Origin of the sequence: Silanimonas sp. (assembly GCF_027530345.1) — a bacterium.
Taxonomy (GTDB): domain Bacteria; phylum Pseudomonadota; class Gammaproteobacteria; order Xanthomonadales; family Xanthomonadaceae; genus Silanimonas.
In genome coordinates this window covers 178,952-204,506 of sequence record NZ_JAPZQK010000013.1, presented here as the reverse complement: position 1 = coordinate 204,506, position 25,555 = coordinate 178,952, and the positions used below count along the sequence as shown (strand labels likewise).

Genomic DNA, 25,555 nt, shown 5'->3' with positions numbered 1-25,555 from the left:
CATGACGCCCGGGCAAGGACGCCCTTTCGCTCTCGATGCCGGATGGATCGCCGCCCTGTGCGGTGGCGTGCTTGCGCAGCTGCAGGCGCCGGCGCTGTTGCCGCACGGCCCGGCCATCTGTCTCGTCGCGCTCGCCATCGCGGCTTTGGCACTGGCGCGCCACCTCGCCGGGCGCGCGTCGGCATCAGGCGGTGATGCCCTCAGCGTGGCGCTGACGTGGCTTGCCGCCTTCGCCCTCGGCGCCGGTCTCTGCGCGATGCACGGCGAGGCCGCCTTGGATCGCCGCCCGCCAGCCGTTCTCGATGGCACGACGGTCCGCCTCGACGTCCGCGTCGTCGGCTTGAGCGAGTTCCGCCAGAACGGCGCCCGCTTCACGGCCGACATCGAACGCGTCGTCGGCGCGTCCGAGGAAGTGTCCGATGCGCTGGCCACGCGGCGGATCGCGCTCGACTGGTATGGCGGTGGGCGCAGCTTGCGATCCGGCGAGGTGTGGCGGTTGGCGGTTCGGCTGCGCCCCTGGTCGCGCCCGCTGAATCCCGGCGACCCCGACGAGGCGCGTCGCGCGCTGCTGGCCGGTATCGATGCGCAGGGCGTGGTGCTGGCCAGCGATCGACCGCTGCGACTCGGGGCGCCGGGTGGCCTGCACGCCCTGCGCGGCAGCATTTCCGATCGCATCATCGAGGCGCTGGGTGGCGAACGTGCACGGTTCGTTGCCGCGCTGGCCGTGGGCGACACGCGCGGCCTGTCGGACGACGACTGGGAACGGCTTCGACAGTTCGGTCTCACCCATCTGATCGCGATCTCCGGTTTCCATGTCGGCATGGTCGCGGGGCTGGGCGTCGTGCTGGTCCGCCTGTTCTGGTGGTGGTGGCCGACCCTCGCGCACCGGATGCGACGTCGACCAGCCGCCGCCGCTGCGGCGCTGGCGGTCGCGACGGCTTACGCGGCCCTCGCGGGCTTCAGCCTGCCCACCGTGCGTACCGTGCTGATGATTGCCGTGGTCGCCTTCGTCATCGGCCGCCGCCGCCGAAGCCCGACCGCCCAGCCCTTGCTGCTTGCGATGGCGCTCCTCGTCATGAGCGATCCCTTCGCGCTGCTGACGCCGGGCTTCTGGCTGTCCTGCGGTGGGGTGGCGTGGCTGCTGTGGTGCTTGCCGGGCACGGCCGATCCATGGAGCCCGCGCACCTTCCTGAAGGCGCAGTGGGTCGCGACGCTGGGCCTGCTGCCGCTCGGTGCGGCGTTCTTCCTGCAGGTGCCGTTGGTCGGGCCGCTCGCGAACCTCGTCGCCATCCCGTGGATCAGCCTGGTCGTGGTGCCCTTGAGCCTGCTCGGCACGCTGCTGATGCCGCTGTCGGACACGCTCGCGAAGGGAGCGTGGCAGGGGGGCGCGTGGGCGATGGATGCGTTCTGGTGGGCGATGGGACGGGTGCCTGAGGCGTGGTCGTCCAGCCGCTGGCTGCCGGAGGTCTCCGGGTGGTCGCTGGCTCTCGCCGTGCTGGGCGTGGCGATCGTCCTGCTGCCGCTTGGACTTCGCTGGCGTTACGTCGGTGCGTTGCTCGTCCTGCCGATGCTGTTCCCACCGCTGGCGGTGCCCCCGCGCGGCGAGTTCTCGGTCACCGCGTTCGCGCTGCCGCGAGGCGATGCGCTCCTCGTGCGCACGACCACGCGCACCGTGCTCGTCGATGCCGGGCCTGAGTCGATGGACCTGGCGCGCCGACTGCGGGCCGCCGGGGTCGAGTCCATCGACCTGCGCATCGAAACCCGTCGGAATGCCGGCCGCTTCGGCGGCGCCGCGTCCGTCGATCGGGCCTTCGTGCCCCGAGACCACTGGCGTGCGCCGGGAACGACAGCGTCGGTCCGAGGCACCCAGCGCTGCGAGGCCGGTCGACGCTGGACGGCCGACGGCGTTGTGATCGTCGCGCTTTCACCCACGCCACCGGCGGCGGGTGCGTGGCCGGACGAGGCCTGCGTGCTCCGGGTGTCCAGTGCGTCCGGCCGTGTTGCGTGGCTCACCAGTGATGCCGGCCGATGGGTCGCCCACCGGCTGGCCTCGCCCTCGGCCGGGGCGTGGGTGATCGGTGCACCGGCGACCCTCGGGGACTGGCGCGCCGCGCTTGGCGCCTCCGGGGGCATCGCGACCCGCGCGCCGGGCCCGTCGCTCGACCGTCGCTGGCCGGACGACCTCCATCGCGTCGACCGCGAGGGCGCGCTGACGTGGCACTCGTCCGCGTCCGATGCGCCGGCACGCGCGCGAAACGGCCCGACCCGCTGGTGGCACCCCGGTTCACCGTGACGCGTGCCGGGCCGCCGTCGCGCCGGGCGGGGCAGGGCGGCAGCCCGAGCAGCTATGCTGTCCGCTCCCCTCATGAGGTTTCGCCATGCTTGAACTGGTCATCGCCGGCGGATGGGTCATGGTGCCGATCCTGCTGCTCGCGGTGGGTGCCATCGGTATCTCGATCGAACGCGCTTGGACGCTCCGCCGTCGCGAGGTCCTGCCGCCCGGGCTCGGCGACGAAGTGCGCCAGTGGGCGCGCGGCCGCCAGCTCGACCCGAAGCACATCGACGTGCTGCGGACCAATTCGCCGCTGGGGACGCTGCTCGCCGCGGCGCTCGATGTCCGCCACCGCTCCCGCGACCTCATCAAGGAGCGCGTCGAAGACACCGGCCGCCATGTGCTGCACGACCTCGAGCGATTCCTGCCGACGCTCGGCACGATCGCCGCGGTGGCGCCGCTGCTTGGTCTCCTCGGCACCGTGTTCGGCATGATCTCGATGTTCATGGGCATCCTTGAAGCCGGCGTCGGCGACGCCAACCGCCTGGCCGGGGGCATCGGACAGGCCCTGATCTCGACGGCGGCCGGCTTGCTGGTCGCCATCCCCGCGCTGGTCGCGCACCGCTGGTTCCGGGCCCGCGTCGCGGGCTTCGTCATCGAGATGGAAAAGGAAGCCATCGCCCTCCTCGATGCCATCGACGACCACGCGGTCAGCGGCAAGGCGAAGGGGAAGGGAGCCGCGGCGTGAGGCTCCAGCGTGCCAACGAAGGCGACGAACCCGAGATCAACCTGATCTCGCTGATCGACGTCATCTTCTGCATCATCATCTTCCTCGTCGTCACCACCACCTTCGACGTCCGCACGTCGCTGCGCCTCGAACTGCCGACGGCCGCCGGCCCCACGATGGAAGCCTCGGACGACCCGTTGACGGTGGTCGTCGATGCCGAGGGGCGGCTCTACCTCGGCACCGTGGAGCTGCCGAAGGAGGATCGCGCGGCGCTGATCGCGGCACTGTCGCGCGTCGAGGGTGATCACGCCTCGACCCGCGTGGTGCTCCGCGCCGACGCCCGGGCTCCGCACCAGGCCGTCGTGACGGCGATGGATGCGCTCGGCCAGGCCGGGTTCGCCCGCCTCTCCATCGCCACGATGCCGGAGGATGGCGAGTGAGGGAGCCGGAAGCGCCGGAGGCCTCCGGCTGGATCACCTACAAGCGGCTGCTGCGCTGGATCCTGCCTTATCGCCTGCTGCTCGGCCTCGCCTTCGTGGGCATGATCATCGAGGCCGCGGCGGCCGGCGCCTTCACTTCGCTGATGCAGCCGATGATCGACAAGACCCTGGTCTCGCAGAACGACGCCGCGCGCTGGGAGTTGCCGCTGGTCATCGTCGGTATCTTCGTCCTCCGCGGTATCGCCACCTTCATCACCGACTACGGCATGGCGCGCGCTGGCCGCAGTGTGGTGCGCGACCTGCGCGTGGCGGTGCTCGACAAGTTGTTGCGCCTGCCGAGCGCGCGCTTCGACCGCGAGCCGGTGGCCTCGCTGGTCTCGCGCCTCAACTTCGACACCGAACAAGTGGCACAGGCAAGCACCGAGGCGCTGAAGGTGCTGATCACCGACACCCTCACCGTGATCGCATTGGTGGGCGTGATGCTCTGGCACAGCCCCACCGTGACCGCCGCGATCGCCGTCATCGTGCCGCTGATCGCCGTGATCGCCGCTTACGTGAGCGGCCGCTACCGCCGCCTCAACCGGCGCATCCAGGAAGGCGTGGGCGAGCTCGCCACCGGCGCCGAGGAGATCCTCGCCGGCCAACAGGACATCAAGGTCTACGGCCGGCAGCCGGCCGAGGTGGCGCGCTACCGCCTGCTGGCCAACGCCAACCTGCTGTTGAACATGAAGGTCGAATCGACCCGCGCCGGCGCCTCGTCGGTGATCCAGCTGCTGGGCGCCATCGCGCTGGCCGTGCTGCTCGGGGTGGCGAGCATGGAGGCTTCGAAGGGCCGCCTCTCGGCCGGCGCCTTCGTGGCGATCATGACCTCGATGATGGTGCTGATCCCCTCGCTGAAGCGCCTCGCGAACGTGCAGGCGCTCGTGCAGCGCGGCATCGCCGCGTCGGTGCGCCTGTTCGGCCTGCTCGACGAGTTGGAGGAAAGCGACCACGGCACCCATGCGCCCGAGCGAGCCCGGGGCGTCGTCCTGTTCGAGGGTGTCGGCCTGCGCTATCCCGGGGCGGAGCAGTCCGCGCTGGACGGCGTTTCGCTGCGCGCTGAGCCGGGCACCGTCACGGCCATCGTCGGCCGCTCTGGAAGTGGCAAGACGACGCTGGCCCGACTGCTGCCGCGCTTCTACGAGCCCAGTGAGGGGCGCATCACCCTCGATGGCGTTCCCTTGGGTGACTGGTCGCTGCCGGCCCTGCGCAGGCAGATCGCGCTGGTGGGGCAGAAGGTCATGCTGTTCGACGACAGCGTGGCCGCGAACATCGCCTATGGCGCCGCCGGCGAGGCTTCCCCCGAGGCGATTCGCGCGGCGGCCGATGCCGCGAATGCCAGCGAGTTCATCGATCGCCTGCCCGAGGGCATGGCCACCCGCATCGGCGAGAACGGCAACAAGCTGTCCGGCGGCCAGCGCCAACGCCTCGCCATCGCCCGGGCCGTGCTCAAGGACGCGCCGATCCTCGTGCTCGACGAGGCCACCGCGGCGCTGGACAACGAGTCCGAGCGCCTCGTGCAGGCCGCGTTGGAGCGCTTGATCCCGAATCACACCACCTTCGTGATCGCGCACCGGCTCTCCACGATCGAGCGTGCCGACCAGGTGCTGGTCATGGAGTCGGGCCGCATCGTCGAGGCCGGCACCCACGCCGAGCTGCTCGCGCGCGGCGGCCTCTACGCGCAGCTGCATCGCGCCCAATTCCGCGATGCCTGAAGGCCGGCCGACGCTGCGGGCGGTGCTCGAGGAGGGCCTGTTGGCGCGCTGGTACGGCGATGCGCCGCCCGGCATTGCGCTAAGCATGGTCAGTGCGCTGTACGGCACGCTGATGCGCTGGCGTCGCTGGGCCTACCGGGTCGGACTGCGCCGCCAGCATCGTCTCGATGTCCCGGTAGTCGTGGTCGGTAACCGCACCGTCGGGGGCGCGGGCAAGACGCCGCTGGTCATCGCCCTCGTCGGCGCCTTGCGCGAGCGCGGCTGGCGCCCCGGTGTGCTGAGTCGCGGCTACGGCCGGCGCAGCACGGGCCTGCAGTGGGTCGATGGCGGCAGCGATGCCGGCACGGTGGGCGATGAGCCCCTGCTGGTCCATCTCGCCACCGGCGCGCCGGTGGCCGTCGATGCCGACCGGATCGCCGCCGCCAACGCGCTCGTCGAAGCTGGTTGCGATGTGCTCATTGCCGATGACGGCCTGCAGCACCTGCGCCTCGGTCGCGTTCTCGAGATCGAAGTGCAGGACGCGCGCGGCCTCGGCAATGCGCGGGTGATGCCGGCGGGGCCGCTGCGCGAGCCGCTGCCGGCCCGCCTGGCGGATTTCCGTGTGGTACACGGGCGTGAGCCCCACGGCACGGACGTGCCGATGCGCCTCGAGCTCAGCGACGCCCGTCGCCTGGGCGGGACGGCGCCATCGAGCCGCCCGCTGTCCGGCTTCGCCGGCCGTCCCGTGCATGCTGTTGCCGGCATCGGCCATCCAGCGCGGTTCTTTCGCGCATTGCGCGACGCGGGGCTCGCCGTGCTCGAGCATGCCTTCCCGGACCATCACGCGTTCACCGACGCCGATTTCGCCGCGATGCGCGACGCCCCCGTGCTGATGACCGGCAAGGACGCGGTGAAGTGCCGCCGGCTCGATCTCCCCGACGCCTGGGAAGTGCCGGTCACCGCCGTGCTTCCCACCCCGTTCATCGACGCCCTTGACCACCGTCTGCGCGAATCGCCCCGCCATGTCGAACCCTGAATTCATCGTCGCCGTCCCGGCGCGTTTTTCCGCTTCGCGCCTGCCCGGCAAGCCGCTGCGTCTCCTGGGGGGCGAGCCCATCGTCCGCCACGTCGTGCGCCGCGCGCTGGCGTCGGGTGCGGCCGAGGTCGTCCTGGCTACCGACGATGCCCGCATCGCCGAGGCGGTGGCGGGCCTCGACGTGCGCGTGTGCATGACCCGCAGTGACCACCCCTCGGGCACCGATCGGCTCGCCGAGTGCGCCGAGCAGTGCGGCTGGCCCGATGACGCGCTGGTGGTGAACCTGCAGGGCGACGAACCCTTCGCGCCGGTTGCGGCGCTGCAGTGCGTGGCGGCAACGCTGGCGGCCAGCGCCGCGCCGATGGCCACCTTGGCCAGCCCGATCACCGACACGGCGACGCTGTTCGATTCGAATGCGGTGAAGGTGGTCACCGACGCCTCGGGCCATGCGCTGTACTTCAGTCGCGCCCCCATCCCCTGGCACCGCGACCGCTACGCGAGCGACCGCGTGACCGCGCCCGCGGCCCCCTGCCTCCGCCACATCGGGATGTACGCCTATCGCGCCGGCTTCCTCCGGGTGTTCCAGTCCTTGCCGCCGGGCCGCCTGGAGCAGCTCGAGGCCCTCGAACAGTTGCGCGTGCTCGAGGCCGGGCACCGCATCGCCGTGGCCTTGAGTCCCGCGGCCTTCCCGCAGGGCATCGACACCGAGGATGATCTTTTGCGTGCCGAAGCTGCGCTGCGGGACGCATAATCGGCCCGTCCCTCCAGGTGGTCCCGCATGGCTTCGACCGCACCCTCCGGCCTCGCCCTGAGCATCGCGCCCGAGTTCGATCCCTCGATGGGATGGATCAACACCGCGCCCATCACGCTCGCGGGACTGCGCGGCCATCCGGTGGTGCTGCTGTTCTGGAATGCCGGGTCGGCGCATTGCCACAACGCCCTGCAGACGGTCGGCGCGCTGGCGGCGCGATTCCGTGAGAGCGCCGCCTTCATCGCCGTGCACGTGCCGAAGTTCGACCACGAGCGCGACGGTTCCGCCGCTTGGGATGTGCGGCAAGGCGAGGGCGCCGCGCTTCCGCTGGTCAACGATGGCGACTGGGCGGCCTGGCAGCAGTACGCCCTGAGTGCGTGGCCGACCGTCGTCCTCGTCGATGCGCAAGGGTTCATCCGTGAACGCCTCGTCGGCGATCGCGCCATCGAGGCCCTGCAGCCAGCCTTGGAAGCCGAGATCGACGCGAACTTCCTCAATTCGCCCGGCCACGTGGACACGCCGCGCCTCGACACGGCAGGGGCCCGCAGCGCGCCGGTCTCGCCGGGCGGTCTGGTCGCGAATGCCTCCCGGCTGTACATCGCCGACACCGGCAACCACCGCATCCTCGAATGCACGCATGACGGTCGGATCCTCCGTCGCATCGGCACCGGCAATCGCGATTTCGTCGATGGCCTCGCCGACGTCGCTGGTTTCAATTCGCCGCGCGGCCTTGCCCTGCTGCAGGACCGCTTGTACGTCGCTGATACCGGCAACCACGCGATCCGCCGCATCAACACGCGAACCGGCGAAGTCGACACGCTGGTCGGCAGCGGGCGGAGTGGCGACCCGGTGGCGGGGGTGTTCCGCCTGCCGAAGGACGGCGTGCTCGATCGTCCGTACGCACTCGCCGTCGCCGAGAACACGCTCCTCGTCACCCTCGCAGCATCGCACCAGCTCTGGGCCATCGAGCTGGGCACCGCCACCTTGCGTCTCGTCAGCGGCAGCGGCCGTTTCGGCGAGGACGAGGGCGCGGCCGGCGACGCCAGCTTCGCCCAGCCCACTGGCCTCGTCGTCCTCGGTGATCGGGCCTACGTGCTCGATGCCGCGGCCTCGAGCCTGCGCGAGGTCAAGCTCGCCGATGGCAGCGTCCGCAACCTGTTCGGTCGTGGGCTGTTCGAGTTCGGCCTCAAGGATGGCGGCGGCCGCCAGGCCCTGATGCAATACCCCACGGCGCTCGCCGCGCTGCCGAACGGGCAGGGGCTCTGGATCGCGGATACGGGCAACGGCGTGCTGCGGCGTTGGGTCTCGCGCAACCAGGCGCTGTCCACCGTGCCGCTGCCGACCGCGCTGCATCGGCCCACGGCCCTTGCGGCCTGGCAGGGGCAGTTGTGGATCGCCGACGCCGGCAATCACCTGGTCTGGCGCTTCGACAGCGATGCCGGCGAGATGCACCGCCTGCCGGTCGGCGAATGAACGACGCGGCCGTGGGCGCCGCGCTTCCCCCCGCGACGCCTGAACCCTTCGACCCCCGTGCCTTCGTCCGCGGCCTGACGACGGCGCCCGGCGTGTACCGGATGTTCGACGCCGAGGGCGGGATCCTCTACGTCGGCAAGGCGGCGTCGCTGAAGAAGCGCGTCGGCAGCTATTTCAGCAAGCAGCACGCGCCACGCATCGCGATGATGGTCGCGCGCATCGCGCGCATCGAGACGACGGTGACGCGCACCGCGAGCGAGGCGCTCATCCTCGAGAACCAGCTCATCAAGGCCTTGAAGCCGCGCTTCAACATCCTGATGCGCGACGACAAGAGTTATCCGTATGTGCTGCTCACCCAGGAGGCCTGGCCGCGGCTCGCCTACCACCGTGGTGCCCGCGGGCAGCCCGGTCGCTATTTCGGCCCGTACACGGGTTCGCTCGCGGTGCGCGAGACGATGGACCTGATGTTCAAGCTGTTCCGCCTGCGAAGCTGCGAGGACAGCGTCTTCCGCAACCGCACGCGCCCCTGCCTCCAGCACCAGATCGGCCGCTGCAGCGCGCCCTGCGTGGGCCTGGTGGCCGCAACGGACTATGCGGATGCCGTGCGCCGCGTTGGGCTCTTCCTCGACGGTCGCAGCGACGACGTGGTGCGCGAGCTCGGGCAGTCGATGGAGAGTGCGAGTGCGGCGTTGGAGTTCGAAGGGGCCGCAGGCCTGCGCGACCAGATCGCCGCGATCCGCAAGGTGCAGGCGCGCCAGTACGTCGATGGCGACCGCCCCGACCTTGATGTGCTCGCCTGCGTGCAGCAGGCCGGCGTGGCGGTCGTGCTGGTCCTGAGCTTCCGCGACGGCGTGAACCTCGGCACCGCCTCGCACCCGCTGCGCATCGACCGTGACGTCGCGGAAGGCGAGATCCTCGAGGCCTTCATCACCCAGCATTACGCCGCGCGCAAGCCGCCGCGCGAGATGGTGCTGAGCCATGCGCTCGACGACCCCGAGACGCTGGAAGCGGCGCTGGCCGAACAGGCCGGACATGCGGTGGAGATCAAGGCCAGCGTGCGCGGCGATCGCGCGCGCTACCTCGAGATGGCCGTGCGCAACGCGCACCTCGCGCTCGCCACCGAGCAGGCCACGCGCGCCAGCCAGCAGGCGCGACTCGATGACCTGCAACAGCTGCTGGGCCTGCCGGCGCCGCCGCAGCGCATCGAGTGCTTCGACATCAGCCACACGATGGGCGAGGCCACCGTGGCGAGCAACGTCGTGTTCGGTCCGGAGGGCGCGCAGACGGCGCACTACCGGCGTTTCAACATCACCGGCGTCGAGCCTGGCGACGATTACGCCGCCATGCGCCAGGCGCTGACCCGGCGCTTCAAGCGCGGGGTGGAAGAGGGGGTGCTGCCCGATCTGCTGCTGATCGACGGCGGGATGGGCCAGTTGCGGCAAGCCCTCGAGGTGCTGGAGGAACTGGCGGTGCAGGGCGTGGCCGTCATCGGCGTGGCCAAGGGCGAGGCGCGAAAGGCCGGCGAGGAACGCCTGGTGTTCCCTGACGGCCGTGAACTGCGTCCCGGGGCGGCGTCACCGGGCCTGCAGCTGGTGCAACAGGCGCGCGACGAGGCGCATCGCTTCGCCATCACCGGGCATCGCAAGCGTCGGGCCAAGGCCCGCGACACCAGCCGCCTCGAGGACATCCCCGGAGTCGGCCCGAGACGCCGCCAGGCCCTGCTGAAGCACTTCGGCGGCCTCAAGGGGCTGAAGGATGCCGGCATCGAGGAAATCGCCCGGGCCGACGGCGTGAGTGCGGCCTTGGCCTCGCGCATCTATGCTTTCCTTCATGGCTTGCCCGAGGAGGGCGGCTCAGGAGCCCCGATTTGATGCTGACGATCCCCACCGCGCTCACGCTGTTCCGCATCGTCCTGATCCCGGTGATGGTGGTCGTGTTCTATTCCCCGCTGGAGAACGCGCGCTTCTGGGCGGCGGTGATCTTCACCGTCGGCGCGCTGACCGACTGGCTCGACGGCTGGATCGCCCGTCGCTTCAACATGTATTCCGCGTTCGGTGCCTTCCTGGATCCGGTGGCCGACAAGCTCGCCGTCGCCGCGGCCTTGTTCATCGTCGTGCAGGCGCATCCGACCATCTGGCTCACCCTGCTGTCGGCAGTGATCGTCGGCCGCGAGATCACCATCTCGGCCTTGCGCGAGTGGATGGCGGAGATCGGGGCGCGCGGCGCGGTCGCGGTGGCCTGGGTCGGCAAGCTCAAGACCATCGTGCAGATGGTGGCGATCGTGGCGCTGCTGATCGGCCCGAGCCTCTGGTTGGGGCCGCATCTGCCGGCGCTGCCGGCACAGGCCCTCGGCGAATGGCTGCTGGCGCTGGCGGCCGCTCTGACGCTGTGGTCCGGCGCGGATTACCTGCGCGCCGCTTGGCCGTCCTTCGCCCGTGACGGGCGCTGAACCGCCGCGATCCGAACCACTTCGATACCCGTCACGGTGTTGACATCGTCGTCGGAATCGCCATAATGTGCGTCTCCGGTGCGGGAATAGCTCAGTTGGTAGAGCACGACCTTGCCAAGGTCGGGGTCGCGAGTTCGAGTCTCGTTTCCCGCTCCACGTTTTCCCAAGACCTCGGCTCGCCGAGGTCTTGTTTTTTCAGCGGGGCCTGGTGGCAGAGTGGTTATGCAGCGGACTGCAAATCCGCGTACGCCGGTTCAATTCCGACCCAGGCCTCCATCGAATCGAACCGCGCATCGCGCGGTTTTTTTTTGCCCGATGCCGGCACGTATGATCGCCGCATGCCCGGGTGGTGAAACCGGTAGACACAGGGGACTTAAAATCCCTCGGCCGCGAGGCCATGCGGGTTCGAGTCCCGCCCCGGGCACCAGGGAGGAGGTCTTCGATGGGTGAGCGGCGCGTGCATCCGCGGCGATGCTGCGCTTGCAACATCCAGAAGAGACGTTCAGGCTTGTGAGGCCAGCACGAGGACGGCCATGGCGGAAACCACGCTTGAACTGATCGACGTGAGTCGACTTCGCGTAGGGATGTATGTGCAGGTCGACCTGCACGATGCGTCGCATTCCCTCCCGACTGGCGGCTTCCTGATCACCAGCGACGCCCAATTGGCCCAACTTCGCGCCTCGGGACTGAAGCGCGTGCGCTATTCCCCGAAGCAGAGCCAAGTCGCGCCTTTGCCTGAGCAAGGCGTGGTCCCCACCTGGTCGGCGCTCGGCGTGCCGCGCTTCGATGATCCGCCGCCGGATCCCGTCGCGCCGGACGCGCCGGCTGCTGAGGAGGGTAACGCCGGCGATGGCGCGGCCACGCCCGTGGACGACGCCTCGGCCAGCCCGAACGCCCCTGCGCCCGAGCCTCTCCGTTCGCCCGCGGCGCAGCGCCGTGCCCTGCTTGCCGACCAGCAGGCCAGCCTCGACCGCTGCGAACACCAGTTCAGTGAAGCCACGCGCCAACTGCGCGGCGTGCTGCAGAACGCCAAGTCCAATCCCGGCCAAGCACGCGAAGTCGCGCAGGCGCAGGTTGACGCCATGGTCGGCCAAGTCGCCGGCATGGGCGAAGTCGCCATCCGCCTGCTGTCAGAGAAGGCAGGGCAGGAGACCACCTTCCATGCGATGAACGTCAGCGTGCTTTCGATCCTGCTCGGGCGCGCGCTGCGGTTCGACGATGCACGCCTCGCCAGCCTCGGCATGGGGGCGCTGCTGCACGATATCGGCAAGCTCGAACTGCCCGACCGCTTGCGTTGGCGTGACGACCACGCGCCTGCCGTCGAGCGCAGGCTGTTCCAGGGCCATGCGGCGCAGGGCATGACCCTGGGCAAGAAGATGGGGCTTCCGGCCGACGTCCTCGATGTGATCGCCCAACACCACGAGTATGCCGACGGTAGCGGCTACCCCTCCGGCCTGAAGGGCGAACAAATCAAGCCACTCGCCCGGGTGGTTGCGCTCGTCAACCAGTACGACAACCTGTGCAATCCCGGCAATCCGGCGCAGTCACTCACGCCGCATGACGCCTTGGCCCTGATCTTCGCGCGCCAGCGCGACGCCTTCGACGCCACCGTGCTCGCCGCCTTCATCCGCATGATGGGCGTTTACCCGCCGGGCTCGGTGCTGCAGCTCAACGACGAACGCTTTGCGATCGTCGTCTCGGTGAATTCCGACCGGCCGCTCAAGCCGCGCATCCTGATCCACGAGCCCGAAGTGCCGTCCGACGAAGCGCTTGTCTTCGACCTCGAGCACCACCCGGAGCTTGGCATCCAGCGCGCCATCAAGCCCGGACAACTGCCGCGGGCGGTCTTCGACTACCTCTCGCCGCGCAAGCGCATGTGCTACTTCTTCGAGCGCTCGATGGCGACGGCGGGGAGGGATGCCTCGCCATGACGGCGAAGTTGCCGCAGATGCTGATCGAGAGCGTCATCGAGGCCGTCTGGCTCGTTGACGCCGTCGACCTGCGCATCCTCGCGGTCAACCGTGCCGCCGAGGACATGATCGGCCTCTCGCGCGCCGAGTTGGTCGGCCGGCCAGTCGTCGATTTCGCTTCCACCTCGCAGGACCTGTTCTTCTGGGAGGACGTGGCCGCCGGCCGCTCCCGTGCCATCCGTTCGGAGACCCTGCTCAAGCGGGGCAATGGCGACATCCGCCAGATCGAGCGTCGCGTCAGCCTCGTGCAGATCGAGCAGGGCGCCGCCGTCTATATGGTGGCAATGGTCGACCGCAGCGAGCAGCGCAGCGCCGAGCAGCAGCTCGAGAACATCATCGCCGAGCTTCGTGCCACGCTCGAATCCACCGCCGACGGCATCCTCGTGGTCGACATGGACGGTGGCATCCGCGGCTTCAATCAGCGCTTCGCCGAGCTCTGGGACCTGCCGGAGTCGATGCTCAGCGAGCGCGACGACGCCGCCATCTTCGGTTGGCTCACCGAGCACGTGCGCGACGCGGAAGGCTATCGCGACCGCATGGGGCAGATCTCCTGCGCGCCCCTGCTCGAAGCCGACGACGTGCTCGTGTTGCGCAGCGGGAAGGTGCTCGAGCGCGTGACGCTCCCGCAGTTCGCACGCGGGCGCCCGATCGGCCGCGTGTTCTCGTTCCGCGACATCACCCAGCGGCTCGCCGACGAGGCCCGCCTGAAGCTCGCCGCGCGCGTCTTCGAATCCAGCCTCGACGCGATCTTCGTCACCGACGCGCGCCTCCGGATGGTGGCGGCGAACCCGACCTTCGAGCGCCAGACCGGCTGGCAGTCCGCCGAGATCGAGGGGCGGCCGGCCGCGACGCTGCTCTCGAACGTGGCATCGCGCGCCCAGGCGCGCGCCATCCGCAGGGCCCTGCTGCACGAGGGCTACTGGCAGGGCGAGCTGTGGGCACGCCGGAACGACGGCTCGCCTTACCCCTGCCTGCTGTCCCTGGTGCGCGTCGTCGATGACGCCGGTGCCACCCTTCACATGATCGGTTTCGCCAAGGACCTCAGCGAGGCGATGGCGGCGCGCCAGCGCATCGAGGAGTTGGCGTTCACCGACCCGCTTACCGGCCTGCCGAACCGCGTGCTGCTCCGCGAACGCTTCGAGATGGCCATCAACTACGCGAAGCGCGAGCGTGGCAGTTTCGCGGTGCTGTTCCTCGACCTCGACCGCTTCAAGCAGATCAACGACTCGCTGGGCCACGGCTTCGGCGATCGCGTGCTGGTGGGTGTCTCCGAACGCCTGCAGGAATGCGTGCGCCAGGTGGACACGGCTGCGCGCGTCGGCGGCGATGAATTCATCCTGATCCTCGCTGGCGTCGATGCCGCCGGGGCCGAGGTCGCGGCGCGGCGCATCCTGCATGCCATCTCCCAGCCGGTGGTGGTCGACGGGATGAGTTTCACCCTCACCGTCTCGATCGGCATCGCCATGTACCCGGAAGACGGCGCCGACGCCGACGAGCTCACCAAGAACGCCGACAGCGCGATGTACGCGGTGAAGGAGCGCGGCCGGGCCGACCTCCGCTTCTACCAGCGGCAGATGAACATCGGCCTCCTCTCGCGGATGAAGCTCGACCATGCCTTGCGGCATGCGCTGGTCGAAGGGGCCCTCGAAGTCCACTACCAGCCGAAGTTCCGCATCGAGGACCGCAGCCTGATCGGTGCCGAAGCGCTGGTGCGCTGGAACGACCCCGAGCTCGGGGCGGTCTCGCCGGGACGCTTCATCCCGGTCGCCGAGGAAAGCGGCGCGATCATCCCGCTCGGCCGCTTCGTGCTCGAGACCACGCTGTCCCAGCTGAGCGAGTGGTGGCGCGCCGGTCTTTGCGTCGCCGTGGCCGTCAACGTCTCCGCACTGCAGTTCCACCAGAGTGATTTCCTCGAGTCCGTCGCCGAGGGCTTGCGCCGCCACGGACTGCCGGGCGAAGCGCTGGAGCTGGAGCTCACCGAATCCATCCTCATCTCCGATGTCGAAGACGCCATGCGCCGCCTCACGGCGCTCAGCGCCCTGGGCGTGCGCCTCGCCATCGACGACTTCGGCACCGGGTACTCCTCGCTGTCGTACCTGAAACGCTTCCCGATCGAGCGCATCAAGATCGACCGCAGCTTCATCGCCGACCTGCCGGGCAGCGCGGAAAGCGAGGCCATCGTGGTGGCGATCATCCAGATGGGTCGCGCACTGCGGTTGTCCGTCACCGCGGAAGGCGTCGAGACCGAAGCCCAGCGCGAGCTCTTGCACGCGGCCGGCTGCCACGAGATGCAGGGTTGGCTGATGGCGCCCGCACTGACGGCCGAGGTGTTCTCGAAGCGCTTCGGCGGTGATCCGGGCCAGCGCAAGGCCGGCTGAAAACACGAAACCCGCCTTTCGGCGGGTCGCGTGGTGGAGATGGTGGAGGTGGCGGGAGTTGAACCCGCGTCCGAGAGCACTCCATGCCCGGCACTACATGCTTAGCTCACCGTTCGTTCTCGGCCTGCGGAAACACGGTGTGCGAAGCACGCCGCAGGACATACCCGCTAAGTCTCGTTTCCGGTTGGCGGGTCGCCGCCGGGAACCATCCCGTGATAGTGACCCTACATCCACGAGCACAGGCACAAGTGGGTTCGGGGCTTACGCCTTAAGCGGCGAGAGCGTAGACGTCGTCGTTGGCGTCTGAGTTTTTGCTGCTGGATTAACGAGGAAAGCCGCCCCCTCGGCATGCGCCAAGCAATTTCGCAACCCCCGTCGAAGCCAGGACACCCCCGGTTCTGCGGTCGTCGTGAAACGACTGACCAAGCCAGTATGGGGATGGGGCCGGGGCGGCACAAGGGCGGCCACGCCGCCGTTCAGGCGTCCTTGTTGCGGTGGCGCAGGGCGCGCTGCTTCTCGCGCTGCCAGTCCTTGTCCCGCGCCGTGTCGCGCTTGTCGTGCTCCTGCTTGCCCTTCGCCAGCGAGAGCTCCAGCTTCACCTTGTTGCGCTTCCAGTACATCGCCGTGGGCACGAGGGTGTAACCGTCGCGTTCGACCTTGCCGATGAGCTTGTCAATCTCGTGCTTGTGCAGCAGCAGTTTGCGCGTGCGGCGGTCGTCGGCCACGACGTGCGTGCTGGCTTGGATCAAGGGCGTGATCTGCGAACCGAACAGGAACAGCTCGCCGCCGCGGATCACCGCATAGGCGTCGCCGATGTTGGCGCGACCGGCGCGGATCGACTTCAGCTCCCAGCCCTGCAGCGACAGCCCGGCTTCGTAGCGCTCGCCGAGCGCGAACTCGTGGCGCGCGCGCTTGTTCAGCGCGATGGTGCCGCCGCCGGATTCGGTATCCTTTTCTTTCTTCTTGCCTGCCATGCGCGCATTGTCGCACGGGCCCACGCTGTACGACCCCAACGCCCGCCGATGACCCGCATCCAGCGCCACGCCCTCGTCATGCATTCCGCCAGCCGGATGTTCCACCTCGTCAACGAGGTCGAGGGCTATCCGCGCTGGTTCGGCTGGTGCGAGCAGGCGGCGGTGCTCGAGCGCGGCGCGGACACCATGGTGGCCCGCCTCGACCTGAAGATCGCCGGGCTGCGGACGAACTTCACCACGCGCAATCGCTGGGTGGAGCCGACGCGCCTCGATCTCCAATTGGTCGACGGCCCCTTCAAGAAGCTGGAAGGCCACTGGATCTTCCACGCGCTCGACGAGGAGGCCTGCAAGGTCAGCCTGAATCTTGATTTCGACGTGGCCGGTGCGCTGGTCGGCAATGCGCTGGCACTCGGCTTCCAAGGGCTGGCCGACCGGCTCGTCGACGATTTCTGCCGCATCGCGAACACGGCGGATCGCGGGCGGGACTGACGCCGATGGCCGAGGCCGCTGGTATAGAGGTGATCTACGCCGAGGCCGGCCGGGCGTGGCGGTTGCGGCTTCCGACGACGGAAGCACTGACGGCGGGCGACGTCCTAGCCTGCCTCAGGCAGCATGCGCCGTCGTGGCCGGAGGCGGCTTACGCGCCGGTGGCCATGGCGGTGTTCGGGCGCGAGGTGGGCCGCGATGCGCGGTTGCGCGAGGGCGACCGCTTGGAGTTGCTGCGCGCGCTTCCGACGGATCCGAAGCTGGCGCGCCGTGCCCGCGCCAGGGCGGGCAAGCCGGGCTGAGCGGGGCTCAGCGGCCGCGGCGGTCCTTGTCCTTGTCGCGGGCGAGGTTCGGGCCGAAACGCTCGACCTGTTCCTTCGCCATCGCGCTGTCCGCTTCCGCGAAGTACTCACCTTCCCACTTCGTCAGGCTGTCGCCCTCGAAGTGCACGGTGAAGATTTTGACCACGGCATCGTCGTGGCCGCGCTGTTCGGACGAGACGTAGTCCCAGCGGTTCTGGCGGAACGGATCGGCGACCGACGGCGAGCCGAGCAGGGCGAACACCTGGCGCTTGCTCATGCCGGTCGCGAGCTGCTCCACGTTCTTCTGTTCGAGCAGGTTGCCCTGGAAGATCGGCTGGCGGTACAGGCAGCCCGAGAGCAGGAGAGGGGCGGCGACGGCCAGGGCGATGAGGATGCGGCGCATGGGAACTCGGCGGGTCGGAAACCCCGCGATGATACACTCCGGCCCGTCATGCGCCGCAGCCCCGGTGGCGCTGTTCAGGAGCCCGCGAGGATGCCGATGGAATCCAAAGACCTGCGAAAAGTCGGCCTGAAGGTCACGATTCCCCGCATGCGCATCCTCGATATCCTCGAGAAGCAGCCGTCGGCGAAGCACATGACCGCCGAGGACATCTACCGCGTACTCCTCGACAAGGGCGACGACATCGGCCTCGCCACGGTGTATCGCGTGCTGACCCAGTTCGAGGCCGCCGGCCTCGTGCTTAAGCACAATTTCGAGGGCGGCCAGGCCGTCTACGAGCTCAACCAGGGCGAGCACCACGACCATATGGTCGACCTCGACACCGGCAAGGTGATCGAATTCCACAGCGACGAGATCGAGGCCCTTCAGCACGCCATCGCGGCGAAGCACGGCTACGAGATCGAAGACCACGCGCTGGTGCTCTACGTCCGCAAAAAGCGGAAGTAAGCGGCCCCTTCCGGAGTGCCGTAGGCGCGGCGACGATGCGCCGCCGCAGGCCAGGCCTCAGCCTTTCCTCGCCTTCTCCAGCATCTGCTTCGCGCTGGTGCGCACGGCCGCGGTGATTTCGACGCCCCCCAGCATCCGCGCGATCTCCTCCACACGCGCCGGCTCCTCGAGCTTCTCGGGCTGGCTGAAGGTCTCTTCGCCGCTCACCGACTTCGCCACGCGGTAGTGCGCGTGGCCCTGAGCGGCGACCTGCGGCAGGTGCGTGACGCAAAGCACCTGGCGACCGGCGCCGAGTTGGCGCAGCTTCTGCCCGACGATCTCGGCGACGGCGCCACCGATGCCGGTGTCCACCTCGTCGAAGACCATCGTTGGCGTGTCGTCGAGCCCGAGGGTCGCGACTTCGATGGCCAGCGCGATGCGCGCGAGCTCGCCGCCCGAGGCGACTTTCCGCAGCGGACGCGGCGGCTGGCCGGGGTTGGCGCTGACCAGCAGCTCGATGCGCTCCGCCCCCGTGGCGTTCGGGCGCGGTTCCGCCTGCGTTTCAAAGGCGACCTCGAAAACCCCGCCGCCCATGCCGAGTTCCTGCATCAGTGCGGAGATCGCCGAGCCGAGGGCGGCGCCCTGCGTGCGTCGCGCCGCGGAAAGGGCGGATGCCGCTTCGCGCCAACGCCCGGCGGCCGACTCACGTTCGGCCTGAAGGGATACCACGCGGCCCTCGGAGCCGCGCAGGGCCTCGAGCTCCGCGCGCAGCGCTTCACGCCGCGCCTCGAGGTCGTGCAGCGGAGCGCGGTGCTTGCGGGCGAGGTCGTGAAGGCGCGACAGCCGCTGCTCGCCCCGCTGAAGGTCCTCGGGGTCGAGATCGAGTCCGTCGCGGGCGGCCTCGAGCAAACCGGCGGCTTCCTGGAGTTGCAGTCGTGCGGATTCCGCCAGGGCCGCGGCATCGGCGATGCGCGGTTCGTCCGCCGTCCACTTCGAGAGGGCGGCGAGTGCCTGGCCGATACCGGCAGCGGCGCCCTCGTCATCGCCGATCAGCAGTCCGGCGCGGTCGCAGGCCTGCACGAGGGCGCCAGCGTTCGCCGCGCGGCGGTGCTGGGCGAGCAGGGCGTCGATGTCGGCCGGTGCTAGGGATTCACGATCCAGCTCGTCGAGCTGATGGCCGAGGTAATCGATGCGGTCGCCGACGTCACCGCGCTCCTGCAGCGTCGCCAGTTCGCGTTCGGCGGCCTGCCATTCGGCGGCGGCCTTTTGCACCGGCCCCAGCAGCGGCTGCAGGCGCCCGAAGGCATCGAGGAGACTCATCTGGCGGCCGCGATCAAGAAGCGCCTGGTGTTCGTGCTGGCCGTGGATCTCGACCAGCCGGGCGCCCAGGGCCGCGAGCTGCGAGATGCTGACCGCCCGCCCGTTGATCCATGCCTTCGAGCCCCCGTCGGCCTTCACGACGCGGCGGAGCTGGCAGGCGCCCTCGTCGTCCAGTTCGTTCTCGGCCAGCCAGACGGCGGCGTCGGGCGCGTCGTCCAGCGTGAATTCGGCGGACAGCTCGGCGCGGGCGGCTCCAGCGCGCACCATGCCGGCGTCGGCCCGCGCGCCGGAGAGCCACAGCAGGGCGTCGACCAGCAGGGACTTGCCGGCGCCGGTTTCGCCGGAAATCACCGTCATGCCGGGGCCGAAGCGCAGCTCGGCGGCGCGGACGACGGCGAAATCACGGAGGGAGAGCAGCTTGAGCATGGCGTCACGACGGGGAAAGGGGCCGGCAGCTGGGGCGCCCCGTGCCGGCGAGGGCGAACGCTAGCATCCGGCCATGGCAGCGCCAACGCTTGCCATCGGGGATTCACGGACTTATCTATGCGACATGTCGCCGTCCTCGCATCGCCTCGATCCCCGTGCCCGTCAGCTCCTGCGCTCTCTGGTGCACCAGTACATCGCCCATGGCGAGCCAGTGGGCTCGCGCACGCTGGCCAAGCAGTCCGGCCTCGACGTCAGCGCCGCCACCATCCGCAACATCATGGCCGACCTCGAGGAACTGGGGCTGGTCGCCGCGCCGCACACCAGTGCAGGCCGCATCCCCACCTCGCACGGGTACCGGGTCTTCGTCGACAGCCTGATCGAGCTGCCGCAGCCGGACGAGGGGCTGGTGCGCCAGTTGGCCCAGCAGTTGCCGCAGGGGCAGGGCACCCAGGGGCTGCTGGCCGGGGCCACCGAGCTGCTTTCGTCGATGAGCCATTCGGTCGGGGTGATCACGGTCCCCCAGCGGGCGGCCTTTGCGTTCCGCCACATCGAATTCGTGCCGATCGACGCCCAGCGGGTGCTGGTGGTCATCGTCTTCATGGACCACGAGGTGCAGAACCGCATCATCCAGACCCGCCGGCCCTACGCGCCGGACGAGCTGGAACAGACCTCGAACTACCTCAACCGGCACTACGCCGGCCGGGGCTGGGCCGACATCCGCGCCGCCCTGCTGCGCGAACTGCAGGACGCGAAATCCGAACTGGAACGCACCTTGGCCGCCGCGGTCGAACTCTCCGAGCAGGTGCTGCCCGACGGCGGTGATGACGTGCTGGTCGCCGGCCAGACCCGCCTGATGGGCAGCCCCGACATGGCCGACGTCGAGCGCCTGCGCGGCCTGTTCGACGCCTTCGCCCAGAAGCGCGAGATCCTTGGCCTGCTGGAGCGCTGTGCCCGGGCGCAGGGCGTCCGCATCTTCATCGGCGAGGAAACCGGGCTGGCCCCGTTCGGCGGTTGCACGGTGGTCACGGCCCCGTACGCCGTGAACGGGCGGGTGCTCGGGGTACTGGGGGTGATCGGCCCCACGCGGATGGCCTACGAGCAGGTGATCCCCATGGTGCAGGCCACGGCCCAGCTGGTCGGACAGGCCTTGAAACCGTCGACGCCGGCCCCATAACCGGGTCGAACGTCACCGAACTGCCGCCATCGGCGGCCTTGGAAAACCCATGAACCACGAGCACGAGCCGGCCGATCCGGCCGAGGCCCCGGAAGGCGCTGCGCCGGGCGAACACCTCTCCACCGAGTCCCCGGTTGAGATCGAGAACGCCGAGCTGCGGATGGCGCTGGCCGAACTGCGCGAGCAGACGCTGCGCGAGCGCGCCGAGCTGGAAAACCAGCGCCGCCGCATGGCGCGCGAAGTAGAAAGCGCCCGAAAGTTCGCCAACGAGCGTCTGCTCGGCGACCTGCTGCCGGTGTTCGACAGCCTGCACGCCGGCCTCAAGGCCGCGGGCGCGGAAGCGCACCCGCTGAAGGAAGGGCTGGAACTGACCCTGCGCCAGTTGCTCAAGACCGCCAAGGACAACGGCTTGATCGAGCTCGACCCGAAGGGCGAGGTCTTCAACCCCGAATTCCACCAGGCCGTGACCCAGCTGCCGAGCCCGGGGGCCGCCCCCGGCACGGTGCTCGACGTGTTCCAGAAGGGCTACGTGCTCAACGAGCGCCTGCTGCGGCCGGCGCTGGTCGTGGTCGTTGCCGACGCCTGACGGTTCCTTGAACAGCTCGCGCCACGCCGGCGCGTCGCGCGTGACGACGACTTGAATCGGCCGCCTGCGCACCCATCTCGCAGACATCACTGAATCGGCGCCTCGCGCCGGACGAATCGAAGAACAGGAGACTCCCATGGGCAAGATCATCGGCATCGACCTCGGCACCACCAACAGCTGCGTCGCCGTCATCGAAGGCGGCAACGTCAAGGTGATCGAGAACGCGGAGGGCGATCGCACCACGCCGTCCATCGTCGCGTTCACCAAGGACGGCGAGACCATCGTCGGCGCCTCGGCCAAGCGCCAGGCGGTCACCAACCCGAAGAACACCTTCTACGCGGTCAAGCGCCTGATCGGCCGCCGCTTCACCGACGCCGAAGTCAAGAAGGACCTCGACCTCGTGCCGTACGGCATCTTCGCCCACGAGAACGGCGACGCCTGGGTGGCCACCGCCGACGGCAAGAAGATGGCGCCGCAGCAGATCTCGGCCGAAGTGCTGGGCAAGATGAAGAAGACCGCCGAGGCCTACCTGGGCGAGACGGTCACCGAGGCCGTGATCACCGTGCCGGCCTACTTCAACGACTCGCAGCGCCAGGCGACCAAGGACGCCGGCCGCATCGCGGGCCTCGAAGTGAAGCGCATCATCAACGAGCCAACCGCGGCCGCGCTCGCCTACGGCCTCGACAAGGGCGACACCAAGGACCGCAAGATCGCCGTGTACGACCTCGGCGGCGGCACCTTCGACGTGTCGATCATCGAGATTGCCAACATCGACGGCGAGAAGCAGTTCGAAGTGCTGGCCACCAACGGCGACACCTTCCTCGGTGGCGAGGACTTCGACGCCCGCGTGATCGACTTCCTCGTCGAGGAGTTCAAGAAGGAGCAGGGCATCGACCTGCGCAAGGACCCGATGGCGCTCCAGCGCCTGAAGGACGCCGCCGAGCGCGCCAAGATCGAGCTCTCCTCGTCGCAGCAGACCGACGTGAACCTGCCGTACGTGACGGCCGACGCCTCAGGCCCGAAGCACCTGAACATCAAGCTGACCCGCGCCAAGCTCGAGGCCCTGGTCGACGACCTGGTCAAGAAGTCGATCGAGCCCTGCCGCATCGCGCTCAACGACGCCGGCTTGCGCACCGCGGAGATCACCGACGTGATCCTCGTCGGTGGCATGACCCGCATGCCGAAGGTGCAGGCGGCCGTGGCCGAGTTCTTCGGCAAGGAACCGCGCAAGGACGTGAACCCGGACGAGGCCGTCGCCGTTGGCGCCGCCATCCAGGGCGGCGTGCTGGGCGGTTCGGTGAAGGACGTGCTGCTGCTCGACGTCACCCCGCTGTCGCTGGGCATCGAGACGCTCGGCGGCGTGATGACCAAGATCATCGAGAAGAACACCACCATCCCGACCCGCGCCTCGCAGGTCTTCAGCACCGCCGAGGACAACCAGAGCGCCGTCACCGTGCACGTGCTGCAGGGTGAGCGCGACCAGGCCCGCTTCAACAAGTCGCTGGCCCGCTTCGACCTCGCTGGCATCGACGCCGCCCCGCGCGGCATGCCCCAGGTGGAAGTGACCTTTGACATCGACGCCAACGGCATCCTGCACGTGTCGGCGAAGGACAAGAAGACCGGCAAGGAACAGAAGATCGAGATCAAGGCCGGCTCGGGCCTGAGCGAGGAGGAGATCCAGCGCATGGTCGCGGACGCCGAGGCGAACCGCGAAGAGGACAAGAAGTTCCAGGAGCTCGTGCAGGCTCGCAACCAGGCCGACGGCCTGATCCACCAGACCCGCACGGCGATCAAGGAACACGGCAGCAAGGTGCCGGGCGACCAGCTCGGCGCGATCGAAACCGCGCTGGCCGACCTCGAGACCGCCATGAAGGGCGACGACAAGGGCCAGATCGAAGCCAAGACGATGGCGCTGGCGCAGGCTGCCCAGTTGCTGCAGGCCGCGGCTTCGGCGGGTCCGGCGGACGCCGGTGATGCCGGTGCGGGCGCGTCGGCGGGCAAGGCGGACGACGTGGTCGACGCCGAGTTCACCGAGGTCAAGAAGGACAAATGACGTTATCCATCCGAGCCTTCGGCTCGCATGGATCAACGGGCCGCGTTCGACCGGATCAACCGGTCAACGCGGCGTCGTTCGTGGACACCAACAGCGGGTAGCGGATGAGCAAACGGGACTACTACGAGGTGCTGGGCGTTTCGAAGGGCGCGTCGGAAGACGAGCTCAAGAAGGCGTATCGCCGGCTGGCGATGAAGCACCATCCCGACCGCAATCCCGGCGATGCGGCGGCGGAAGAGGCGTTCAAGGAGGCCAAGGAGGCCTACGACGTCCTCTCCGATGCCAACAAGCGTCGCGCCTACGACCAGCACGGCCATGCCGCCTTCGAGCAAGGCATGGGCGGCGGTGGCGGCGGCCCGGGCGGCTATGCCGACATGGGCGACATCTTCGGCGACATCTTCGGGGACATCTTCGGCGGTGGACGCCAGCGCAGCGGTCCGCGCCGCGGCTCGGACCTGCGCTACGTGATGGAGCTCGATCTCGAGGAGGCCGTCGCTGGCATCGAGAAGCGCATCGACGTGCCGACGATGGCGAACTGCGGCTCCTGCGAGGGCACCGGTGCCGAAGACAAGAAGACCGAGACCTGCGGCACCTGCCGCGGCATGGGCCAGGTGCGCATCCAGCGCGGCATCTTCCAGATGCAGCAGCCGTGCCCGACCTGCGGCGGCGCTGGGAAGATCATCCCGAAGCCCTGCAAGGTGTGCCACGGCACCGGCCGCGTGCGCCAGGAGAAGACGCTCTCGGTGAAGATCCCGGCGGGCGTCGACACCGGCGACCGCATCCGTCTGCAGGGCGAGGGCGAAGTCGGCCAGCCCGGCGCGCCCAGCGGCGACCTCTACGTTGACGTGCAGGTACGTCCGCACGCGGTCTTCGAGCGCGACGGCGATGACCTGTATTGCGAGATCCCCATCCGCTTCTCGCAGGCCGCACTCGGTGCCAGCATCGCGGTGCCGACGCTGGAAGGCGAAGTCGAGATCAAGGTTCCCGCCGAAACGCAGACGGGCAAGCTGTTCCGCCTTCGCGGCAAGGGCGTGCGCTCGGTGCGTTCGCGCCAGACCGGCGACCTGCATGCCCGCGTTGTCGTCGAAACGCCGGTGAACCTCACCGCACGACAGCGCGAGCTGCTCGAGGAGTTCGAGCAGACCTTCGAAGGCGAGGAGGCGGCGCGCCACTCTCCGAAGTCGAGCACCTTCTTCGATGGCGTCCGGGCCTTCTGGGACCGCATGACGGGCTGAGCCCCGTGTCCGCCTGCGTTGCAGGCGCCGCGCCGCGCCGCGTAGCCTTGCGCGCATGACGACCTCCATCGACCTGCTGGTCCACGGCGCTTCGGGCCGCATGGGCCAGCGCCTCCTCGCGCTGTCCGGCGAGTTCGCCCGTTTGCATCTCGTTGCCGCCGTCGCGCGCGGCACGGCCGGTCTCGTGGTGCCGGAAGGCGTCGCCATCCCGGCGATGCGGCTTTCCGAAGCCCCGGCGTTCCGGCTGCTGATCGACTTCAGCCTGCCCGAGGCCTTCGACCCGGCCCTGGCCCTGGCCGTGCAGCGTCGTGCGGCTTTCGTCAGCGGTACGACCGGCCTGTCGCTGGACCAGTTGAAGGCCCTCGAAGCCGCAAGCCGGCAGATCCCGGTGCTGTGGTCGGCGAATTTCAGCCTCGGCGTGGCGGTGCTCTCCGACCTCGTCGAGCGCGCAGCCCGCGCCCTGCCGGGCTGGGACCTCGACATCGTGGAGAGCCACCACGTGCACAAGAAGGATGCGCCCTCCGGCACGGCCCTCGCCCTCGGCGCCTCGGCGAAGGCGGGCGGGGCGGACCCGCGCTACGCCAGCCTCCGCGCCGGCGACATCGTCGGCGAACACTGGCTGCAGTTCGTCGGACAGGGCGAGCGGGTGGAACTGGCGCACCGGGCCACCTCGCGCGACATCTTCGCCCGCGGCGCGCTGGCGGTCGGCGAATGGCTGGCCGGGCAGCCGCCGGGCCACTACACGATGCGCGACTGGGTGGCGGCCAAGGCGCGGGACTGACCGCGGCGGGACCGGGTCCCTCGCTGAACGAGATGCCGGCGCCCAAGGCGGATTCCGCTGGCGTCACGCGGGCTTCGCGGCTAGAATTCCGGCTCGCCTGACT

General features: G+C 69.4%; 22 protein-coding genes, 3 tRNA genes and 1 other RNA gene. 22 read left to right on the top strand and 4 right to left on the bottom strand.

Features of this window, described 5'->3' with window-relative positions:
- The first annotated feature begins 1 nt into the window (after position 1).
- The 14 genes from O9255_RS08345 to O9255_RS08280 all read left to right on the top strand — a co-directional run bounded on the left by O9255_RS08345 (position 2) and on the right by O9255_RS08280 (position 15,229).
- Positions 2 to 2,293 (top strand): ComEC/Rec2 family competence protein, encoded by a 2,292-nt coding sequence (locus tag O9255_RS08345; protein WP_297866388.1) that lies wholly within the window; start codon positions 2 to 4, stop codon positions 2,291 to 2,293.
- Positions 2,294 to 2,378: 85 nt separating this feature from the next.
- Entirely contained in the window at positions 2,379 to 3,020 is a 642-nt protein-coding gene (locus O9255_RS08340; protein WP_297866387.1) for a MotA/TolQ/ExbB proton channel family protein, read from the top strand.
- The gene (locus O9255_RS08335; RefSeq protein WP_297866386.1) at positions 3,017 to 3,439 is read left to right on the top strand and encodes a biopolymer transporter ExbD; all 423 of its coding nucleotides are present in this window, start codon (positions 3,017 to 3,019) and stop codon (positions 3,437 to 3,439) included. The genes O9255_RS08340 and O9255_RS08335 overlap by 4 nt, the downstream gene beginning before the upstream one ends.
- Complete coding sequence (msbA, locus tag O9255_RS08330) at positions 3,436 to 5,193, top strand: lipid A export permease/ATP-binding protein MsbA (protein ID WP_297866385.1); 1,758 nt, start codon at positions 3,436 to 3,438, stop codon at positions 5,191 to 5,193. The genes O9255_RS08335 and msbA overlap by 4 nt, the downstream gene beginning before the upstream one ends.
- A complete protein-coding gene (gene lpxK / locus O9255_RS08325; RefSeq protein ID WP_297866384.1) occupies positions 5,186 to 6,208 on the top strand; it encodes a tetraacyldisaccharide 4'-kinase in 1,023 nt (340 codons plus the stop codon). Before msbA ends, lpxK begins: the two co-directional genes overlap by 8 nt.
- Complete coding sequence (gene kdsB / locus O9255_RS08320; RefSeq protein ID WP_297866383.1) at positions 6,195 to 6,959, top strand: 3-deoxy-manno-octulosonate cytidylyltransferase; 765 nt, start codon at positions 6,195 to 6,197, stop codon at positions 6,957 to 6,959. Before lpxK ends, kdsB begins: the two co-directional genes overlap by 14 nt.
- A gap of 27 nt (positions 6,960 to 6,986) precedes the next feature.
- Positions 6,987 to 8,432: a redoxin domain-containing protein gene (locus O9255_RS08315; protein ID WP_297866382.1), complete on the top strand. Its 1,446-nt coding sequence runs from the start codon at positions 6,987 to 6,989 to the stop codon at positions 8,430 to 8,432.
- The gene (gene uvrC, locus O9255_RS08310; RefSeq protein ID WP_297866381.1) at positions 8,429 to 10,303 is read left to right on the top strand and encodes an excinuclease ABC subunit UvrC; all 1,875 of its coding nucleotides are present in this window, start codon (positions 8,429 to 8,431) and stop codon (positions 10,301 to 10,303) included. The genes O9255_RS08315 and uvrC overlap by 4 nt, the downstream gene beginning before the upstream one ends.
- Positions 10,300 to 10,881 (top strand): CDP-diacylglycerol--glycerol-3-phosphate 3-phosphatidyltransferase, encoded by a 582-nt coding sequence (gene pgsA / locus O9255_RS08305; RefSeq protein WP_297866380.1) that lies wholly within the window; start codon positions 10,300 to 10,302, stop codon positions 10,879 to 10,881. The genes uvrC and pgsA overlap by 4 nt, the downstream gene beginning before the upstream one ends.
- 80 nt (positions 10,882 to 10,961) lie before the next feature.
- A tRNA-Gly gene (locus O9255_RS08300) sits at positions 10,962 to 11,037 on the top strand.
- Between the two features lie 46 nt (positions 11,038 to 11,083).
- A tRNA-Cys gene (locus O9255_RS08295) sits at positions 11,084 to 11,157 on the top strand.
- Between the two features lie 64 nt (positions 11,158 to 11,221).
- A tRNA-Leu gene (locus O9255_RS08290) sits at positions 11,222 to 11,308 on the top strand.
- A 106-nt stretch (positions 11,309 to 11,414) separates the two neighbouring features.
- Positions 11,415 to 12,812, top strand: a complete 1,398-nt coding sequence (locus O9255_RS08285) for an HD-GYP domain-containing protein (protein ID WP_297866379.1) — start codon at positions 11,415 to 11,417, stop codon at positions 12,810 to 12,812.
- On the top strand, positions 12,809 to 15,229 hold the full coding sequence (locus tag O9255_RS08280) for an EAL domain-containing protein (RefSeq protein WP_297866378.1): 2,421 nt from the start codon (positions 12,809 to 12,811) through the stop codon (positions 15,227 to 15,229). The genes O9255_RS08285 and O9255_RS08280 overlap by 4 nt, the downstream gene beginning before the upstream one ends.
- Positions 15,230 to 15,269: 40 nt before the next feature.
- Here O9255_RS08280 and ssrA read toward each other — a convergent pair.
- Positions 15,270 to 15,623, bottom strand: a transfer-messenger RNA (tmRNA) gene (ssrA, locus tag O9255_RS08275).
- A gap of 82 nt (positions 15,624 to 15,705) precedes the next feature.
- Positions 15,706 to 16,203, bottom strand: coding sequence for an SsrA-binding protein SmpB (gene smpB, locus O9255_RS08270; protein ID WP_297866377.1), 498 nt, complete (start codon positions 16,201 to 16,203; stop codon positions 15,706 to 15,708).
- A gap of 48 nt (positions 16,204 to 16,251) precedes the next feature.
- Between smpB and O9255_RS08265 the strand changes: the two genes are divergently transcribed.
- Both O9255_RS08265 and O9255_RS08260 read left to right on the top strand, forming a co-directional pair.
- Positions 16,252 to 16,692: a type II toxin-antitoxin system RatA family toxin gene (locus O9255_RS08265; RefSeq protein WP_297866376.1), complete on the top strand. Its 441-nt coding sequence runs from the start codon at positions 16,252 to 16,254 to the stop codon at positions 16,690 to 16,692.
- Positions 16,693 to 16,697: 5 nt separating this feature from the next.
- Positions 16,698 to 16,991 (top strand): RnfH family protein, encoded by a 294-nt coding sequence (locus O9255_RS08260; RefSeq protein WP_297866375.1) that lies wholly within the window; start codon positions 16,698 to 16,700, stop codon positions 16,989 to 16,991.
- 7 nt (positions 16,992 to 16,998) lie between these two features.
- Here O9255_RS08260 and O9255_RS08255 read toward each other — a convergent pair whose 3' ends face one another.
- A complete protein-coding gene (locus tag O9255_RS08255; RefSeq protein ID WP_297866374.1) occupies positions 16,999 to 17,394 on the bottom strand; it encodes an outer membrane protein assembly factor BamE in 396 nt (131 codons plus the stop codon).
- Between the two features lie 96 nt (positions 17,395 to 17,490).
- On the opposite strand from O9255_RS08255, the gene fur reads away from it, so the two are divergent.
- A complete protein-coding gene (gene fur, locus O9255_RS08250; protein WP_297866411.1) occupies positions 17,491 to 17,898 on the top strand; it encodes a ferric iron uptake transcriptional regulator in 408 nt (135 codons plus the stop codon).
- Positions 17,899 to 17,955: 57 nt separating this feature from the next.
- On the opposite strand, the gene recN is transcribed toward fur, so the two are convergent.
- Positions 17,956 to 19,623, bottom strand: coding sequence for a DNA repair protein RecN (gene recN / locus O9255_RS08245; protein ID WP_297866373.1), 1,668 nt, complete (start codon positions 19,621 to 19,623; stop codon positions 17,956 to 17,958).
- A 124-nt stretch (positions 19,624 to 19,747) separates the two neighbouring features.
- On the opposite strand from recN, the gene hrcA reads away from it, so the two are divergent.
- The 5 genes from hrcA (at position 19,748) to dapB (ending at position 25,452) form a co-directional block, all read left to right on the top strand.
- Positions 19,748 to 20,797 carry a heat-inducible transcriptional repressor HrcA gene (gene hrcA / locus O9255_RS08240; protein WP_297866372.1) on the top strand — a complete coding sequence of 350 codons (1,050 nt, stop codon included), beginning with the start codon at positions 19,748 to 19,750 and terminating at the stop codon, positions 20,795 to 20,797.
- Between the two features lie 49 nt (positions 20,798 to 20,846).
- Positions 20,847 to 21,383 carry a nucleotide exchange factor GrpE gene (gene grpE, locus O9255_RS08235; protein WP_297866371.1) on the top strand — a complete coding sequence of 179 codons (537 nt, stop codon included), beginning with the start codon at positions 20,847 to 20,849 and terminating at the stop codon, positions 21,381 to 21,383.
- Between the two features lie 136 nt (positions 21,384 to 21,519).
- On the top strand, positions 21,520 to 23,436 hold the full coding sequence (gene dnaK, locus O9255_RS08230; protein ID WP_297866370.1) for a molecular chaperone DnaK: 1,917 nt from the start codon (positions 21,520 to 21,522) through the stop codon (positions 23,434 to 23,436).
- 104 nt (positions 23,437 to 23,540) lie between these two features.
- Positions 23,541 to 24,671, top strand: a complete 1,131-nt coding sequence (gene dnaJ / locus O9255_RS08225; RefSeq protein ID WP_297866369.1) for a molecular chaperone DnaJ — start codon at positions 23,541 to 23,543, stop codon at positions 24,669 to 24,671.
- A gap of 55 nt (positions 24,672 to 24,726) precedes the next feature.
- Positions 24,727 to 25,452 (top strand): 4-hydroxy-tetrahydrodipicolinate reductase, encoded by a 726-nt coding sequence (dapB, locus tag O9255_RS08220; RefSeq protein WP_297866368.1) that lies wholly within the window; start codon positions 24,727 to 24,729, stop codon positions 25,450 to 25,452.
- Positions 25,453 to 25,555 lie beyond the last annotated feature (103 nt).

What these genes read in the sequence shown, in the direction of transcription:
- O9255_RS08345 (WP_297866388.1), top strand. Translation starts at nt 2, where the DNA reads ATGACGCCCGGGCAAGGACGCCCTTTCGCTCTCGATGCCGGATGGATC.
- O9255_RS08280 (WP_297866378.1), top strand. Translation starts at nt 12,809, where the DNA reads ATGACGGCGAAGTTGCCGCAGATGCTGATCGAGAGCGTCATCGAGGCC.
- grpE (WP_297866371.1), top strand. Translation starts at nt 20,847, where the DNA reads ATGAACCACGAGCACGAGCCGGCCGATCCGGCCGAGGCCCCGGAAGGC.
- dapB (WP_297866368.1), top strand. Translation starts at nt 24,727, where the DNA reads ATGACGACCTCCATCGACCTGCTGGTCCACGGCGCTTCGGGCCGCATG.
- kdsB (WP_297866383.1), top strand. Translation starts at nt 6,195, where the DNA reads ATGTCGAACCCTGAATTCATCGTCGCCGTCCCGGCGCGTTTTTCCGCT.
- lpxK (WP_297866384.1), top strand. Translation starts at nt 5,186, where the DNA reads ATGCCTGAAGGCCGGCCGACGCTGCGGGCGGTGCTCGAGGAGGGCCTG.
- smpB (WP_297866377.1), bottom strand. Translation starts at nt 16,203, where the DNA reads ATGGCAGGCAAGAAGAAAGAAAAGGATACCGAATCCGGCGGCGGCACC.
- O9255_RS08315 (WP_297866382.1), top strand. Translation starts at nt 6,987, where the DNA reads ATGGCTTCGACCGCACCCTCCGGCCTCGCCCTGAGCATCGCGCCCGAG.
- uvrC (WP_297866381.1), top strand. Translation starts at nt 8,429, where the DNA reads ATGAACGACGCGGCCGTGGGCGCCGCGCTTCCCCCCGCGACGCCTGAA.
- O9255_RS08285 (WP_297866379.1), top strand. Translation starts at nt 11,415, where the DNA reads ATGGCGGAAACCACGCTTGAACTGATCGACGTGAGTCGACTTCGCGTA.
- O9255_RS08265 (WP_297866376.1), top strand. Translation starts at nt 16,252, where the DNA reads ATGACCCGCATCCAGCGCCACGCCCTCGTCATGCATTCCGCCAGCCGG.
- O9255_RS08260 (WP_297866375.1), top strand. Translation starts at nt 16,698, where the DNA reads ATGGCCGAGGCCGCTGGTATAGAGGTGATCTACGCCGAGGCCGGCCGG.
- dnaJ (WP_297866369.1), top strand. Translation starts at nt 23,541, where the DNA reads ATGAGCAAACGGGACTACTACGAGGTGCTGGGCGTTTCGAAGGGCGCG.
- O9255_RS08340 (WP_297866387.1), top strand. Translation starts at nt 2,379, where the DNA reads ATGCTTGAACTGGTCATCGCCGGCGGATGGGTCATGGTGCCGATCCTG.
- fur (WP_297866411.1), top strand. Translation starts at nt 17,491, where the DNA reads ATGGAATCCAAAGACCTGCGAAAAGTCGGCCTGAAGGTCACGATTCCC.
- recN (WP_297866373.1), bottom strand. Translation starts at nt 19,623, where the DNA reads ATGCTCAAGCTGCTCTCCCTCCGTGATTTCGCCGTCGTCCGCGCCGCC.
- O9255_RS08255 (WP_297866374.1), bottom strand. Translation starts at nt 17,394, where the DNA reads ATGCGCCGCATCCTCATCGCCCTGGCCGTCGCCGCCCCTCTCCTGCTC.
- hrcA (WP_297866372.1), top strand. Translation starts at nt 19,748, where the DNA reads ATGTCGCCGTCCTCGCATCGCCTCGATCCCCGTGCCCGTCAGCTCCTG.
- dnaK (WP_297866370.1), top strand. Translation starts at nt 21,520, where the DNA reads ATGGGCAAGATCATCGGCATCGACCTCGGCACCACCAACAGCTGCGTC.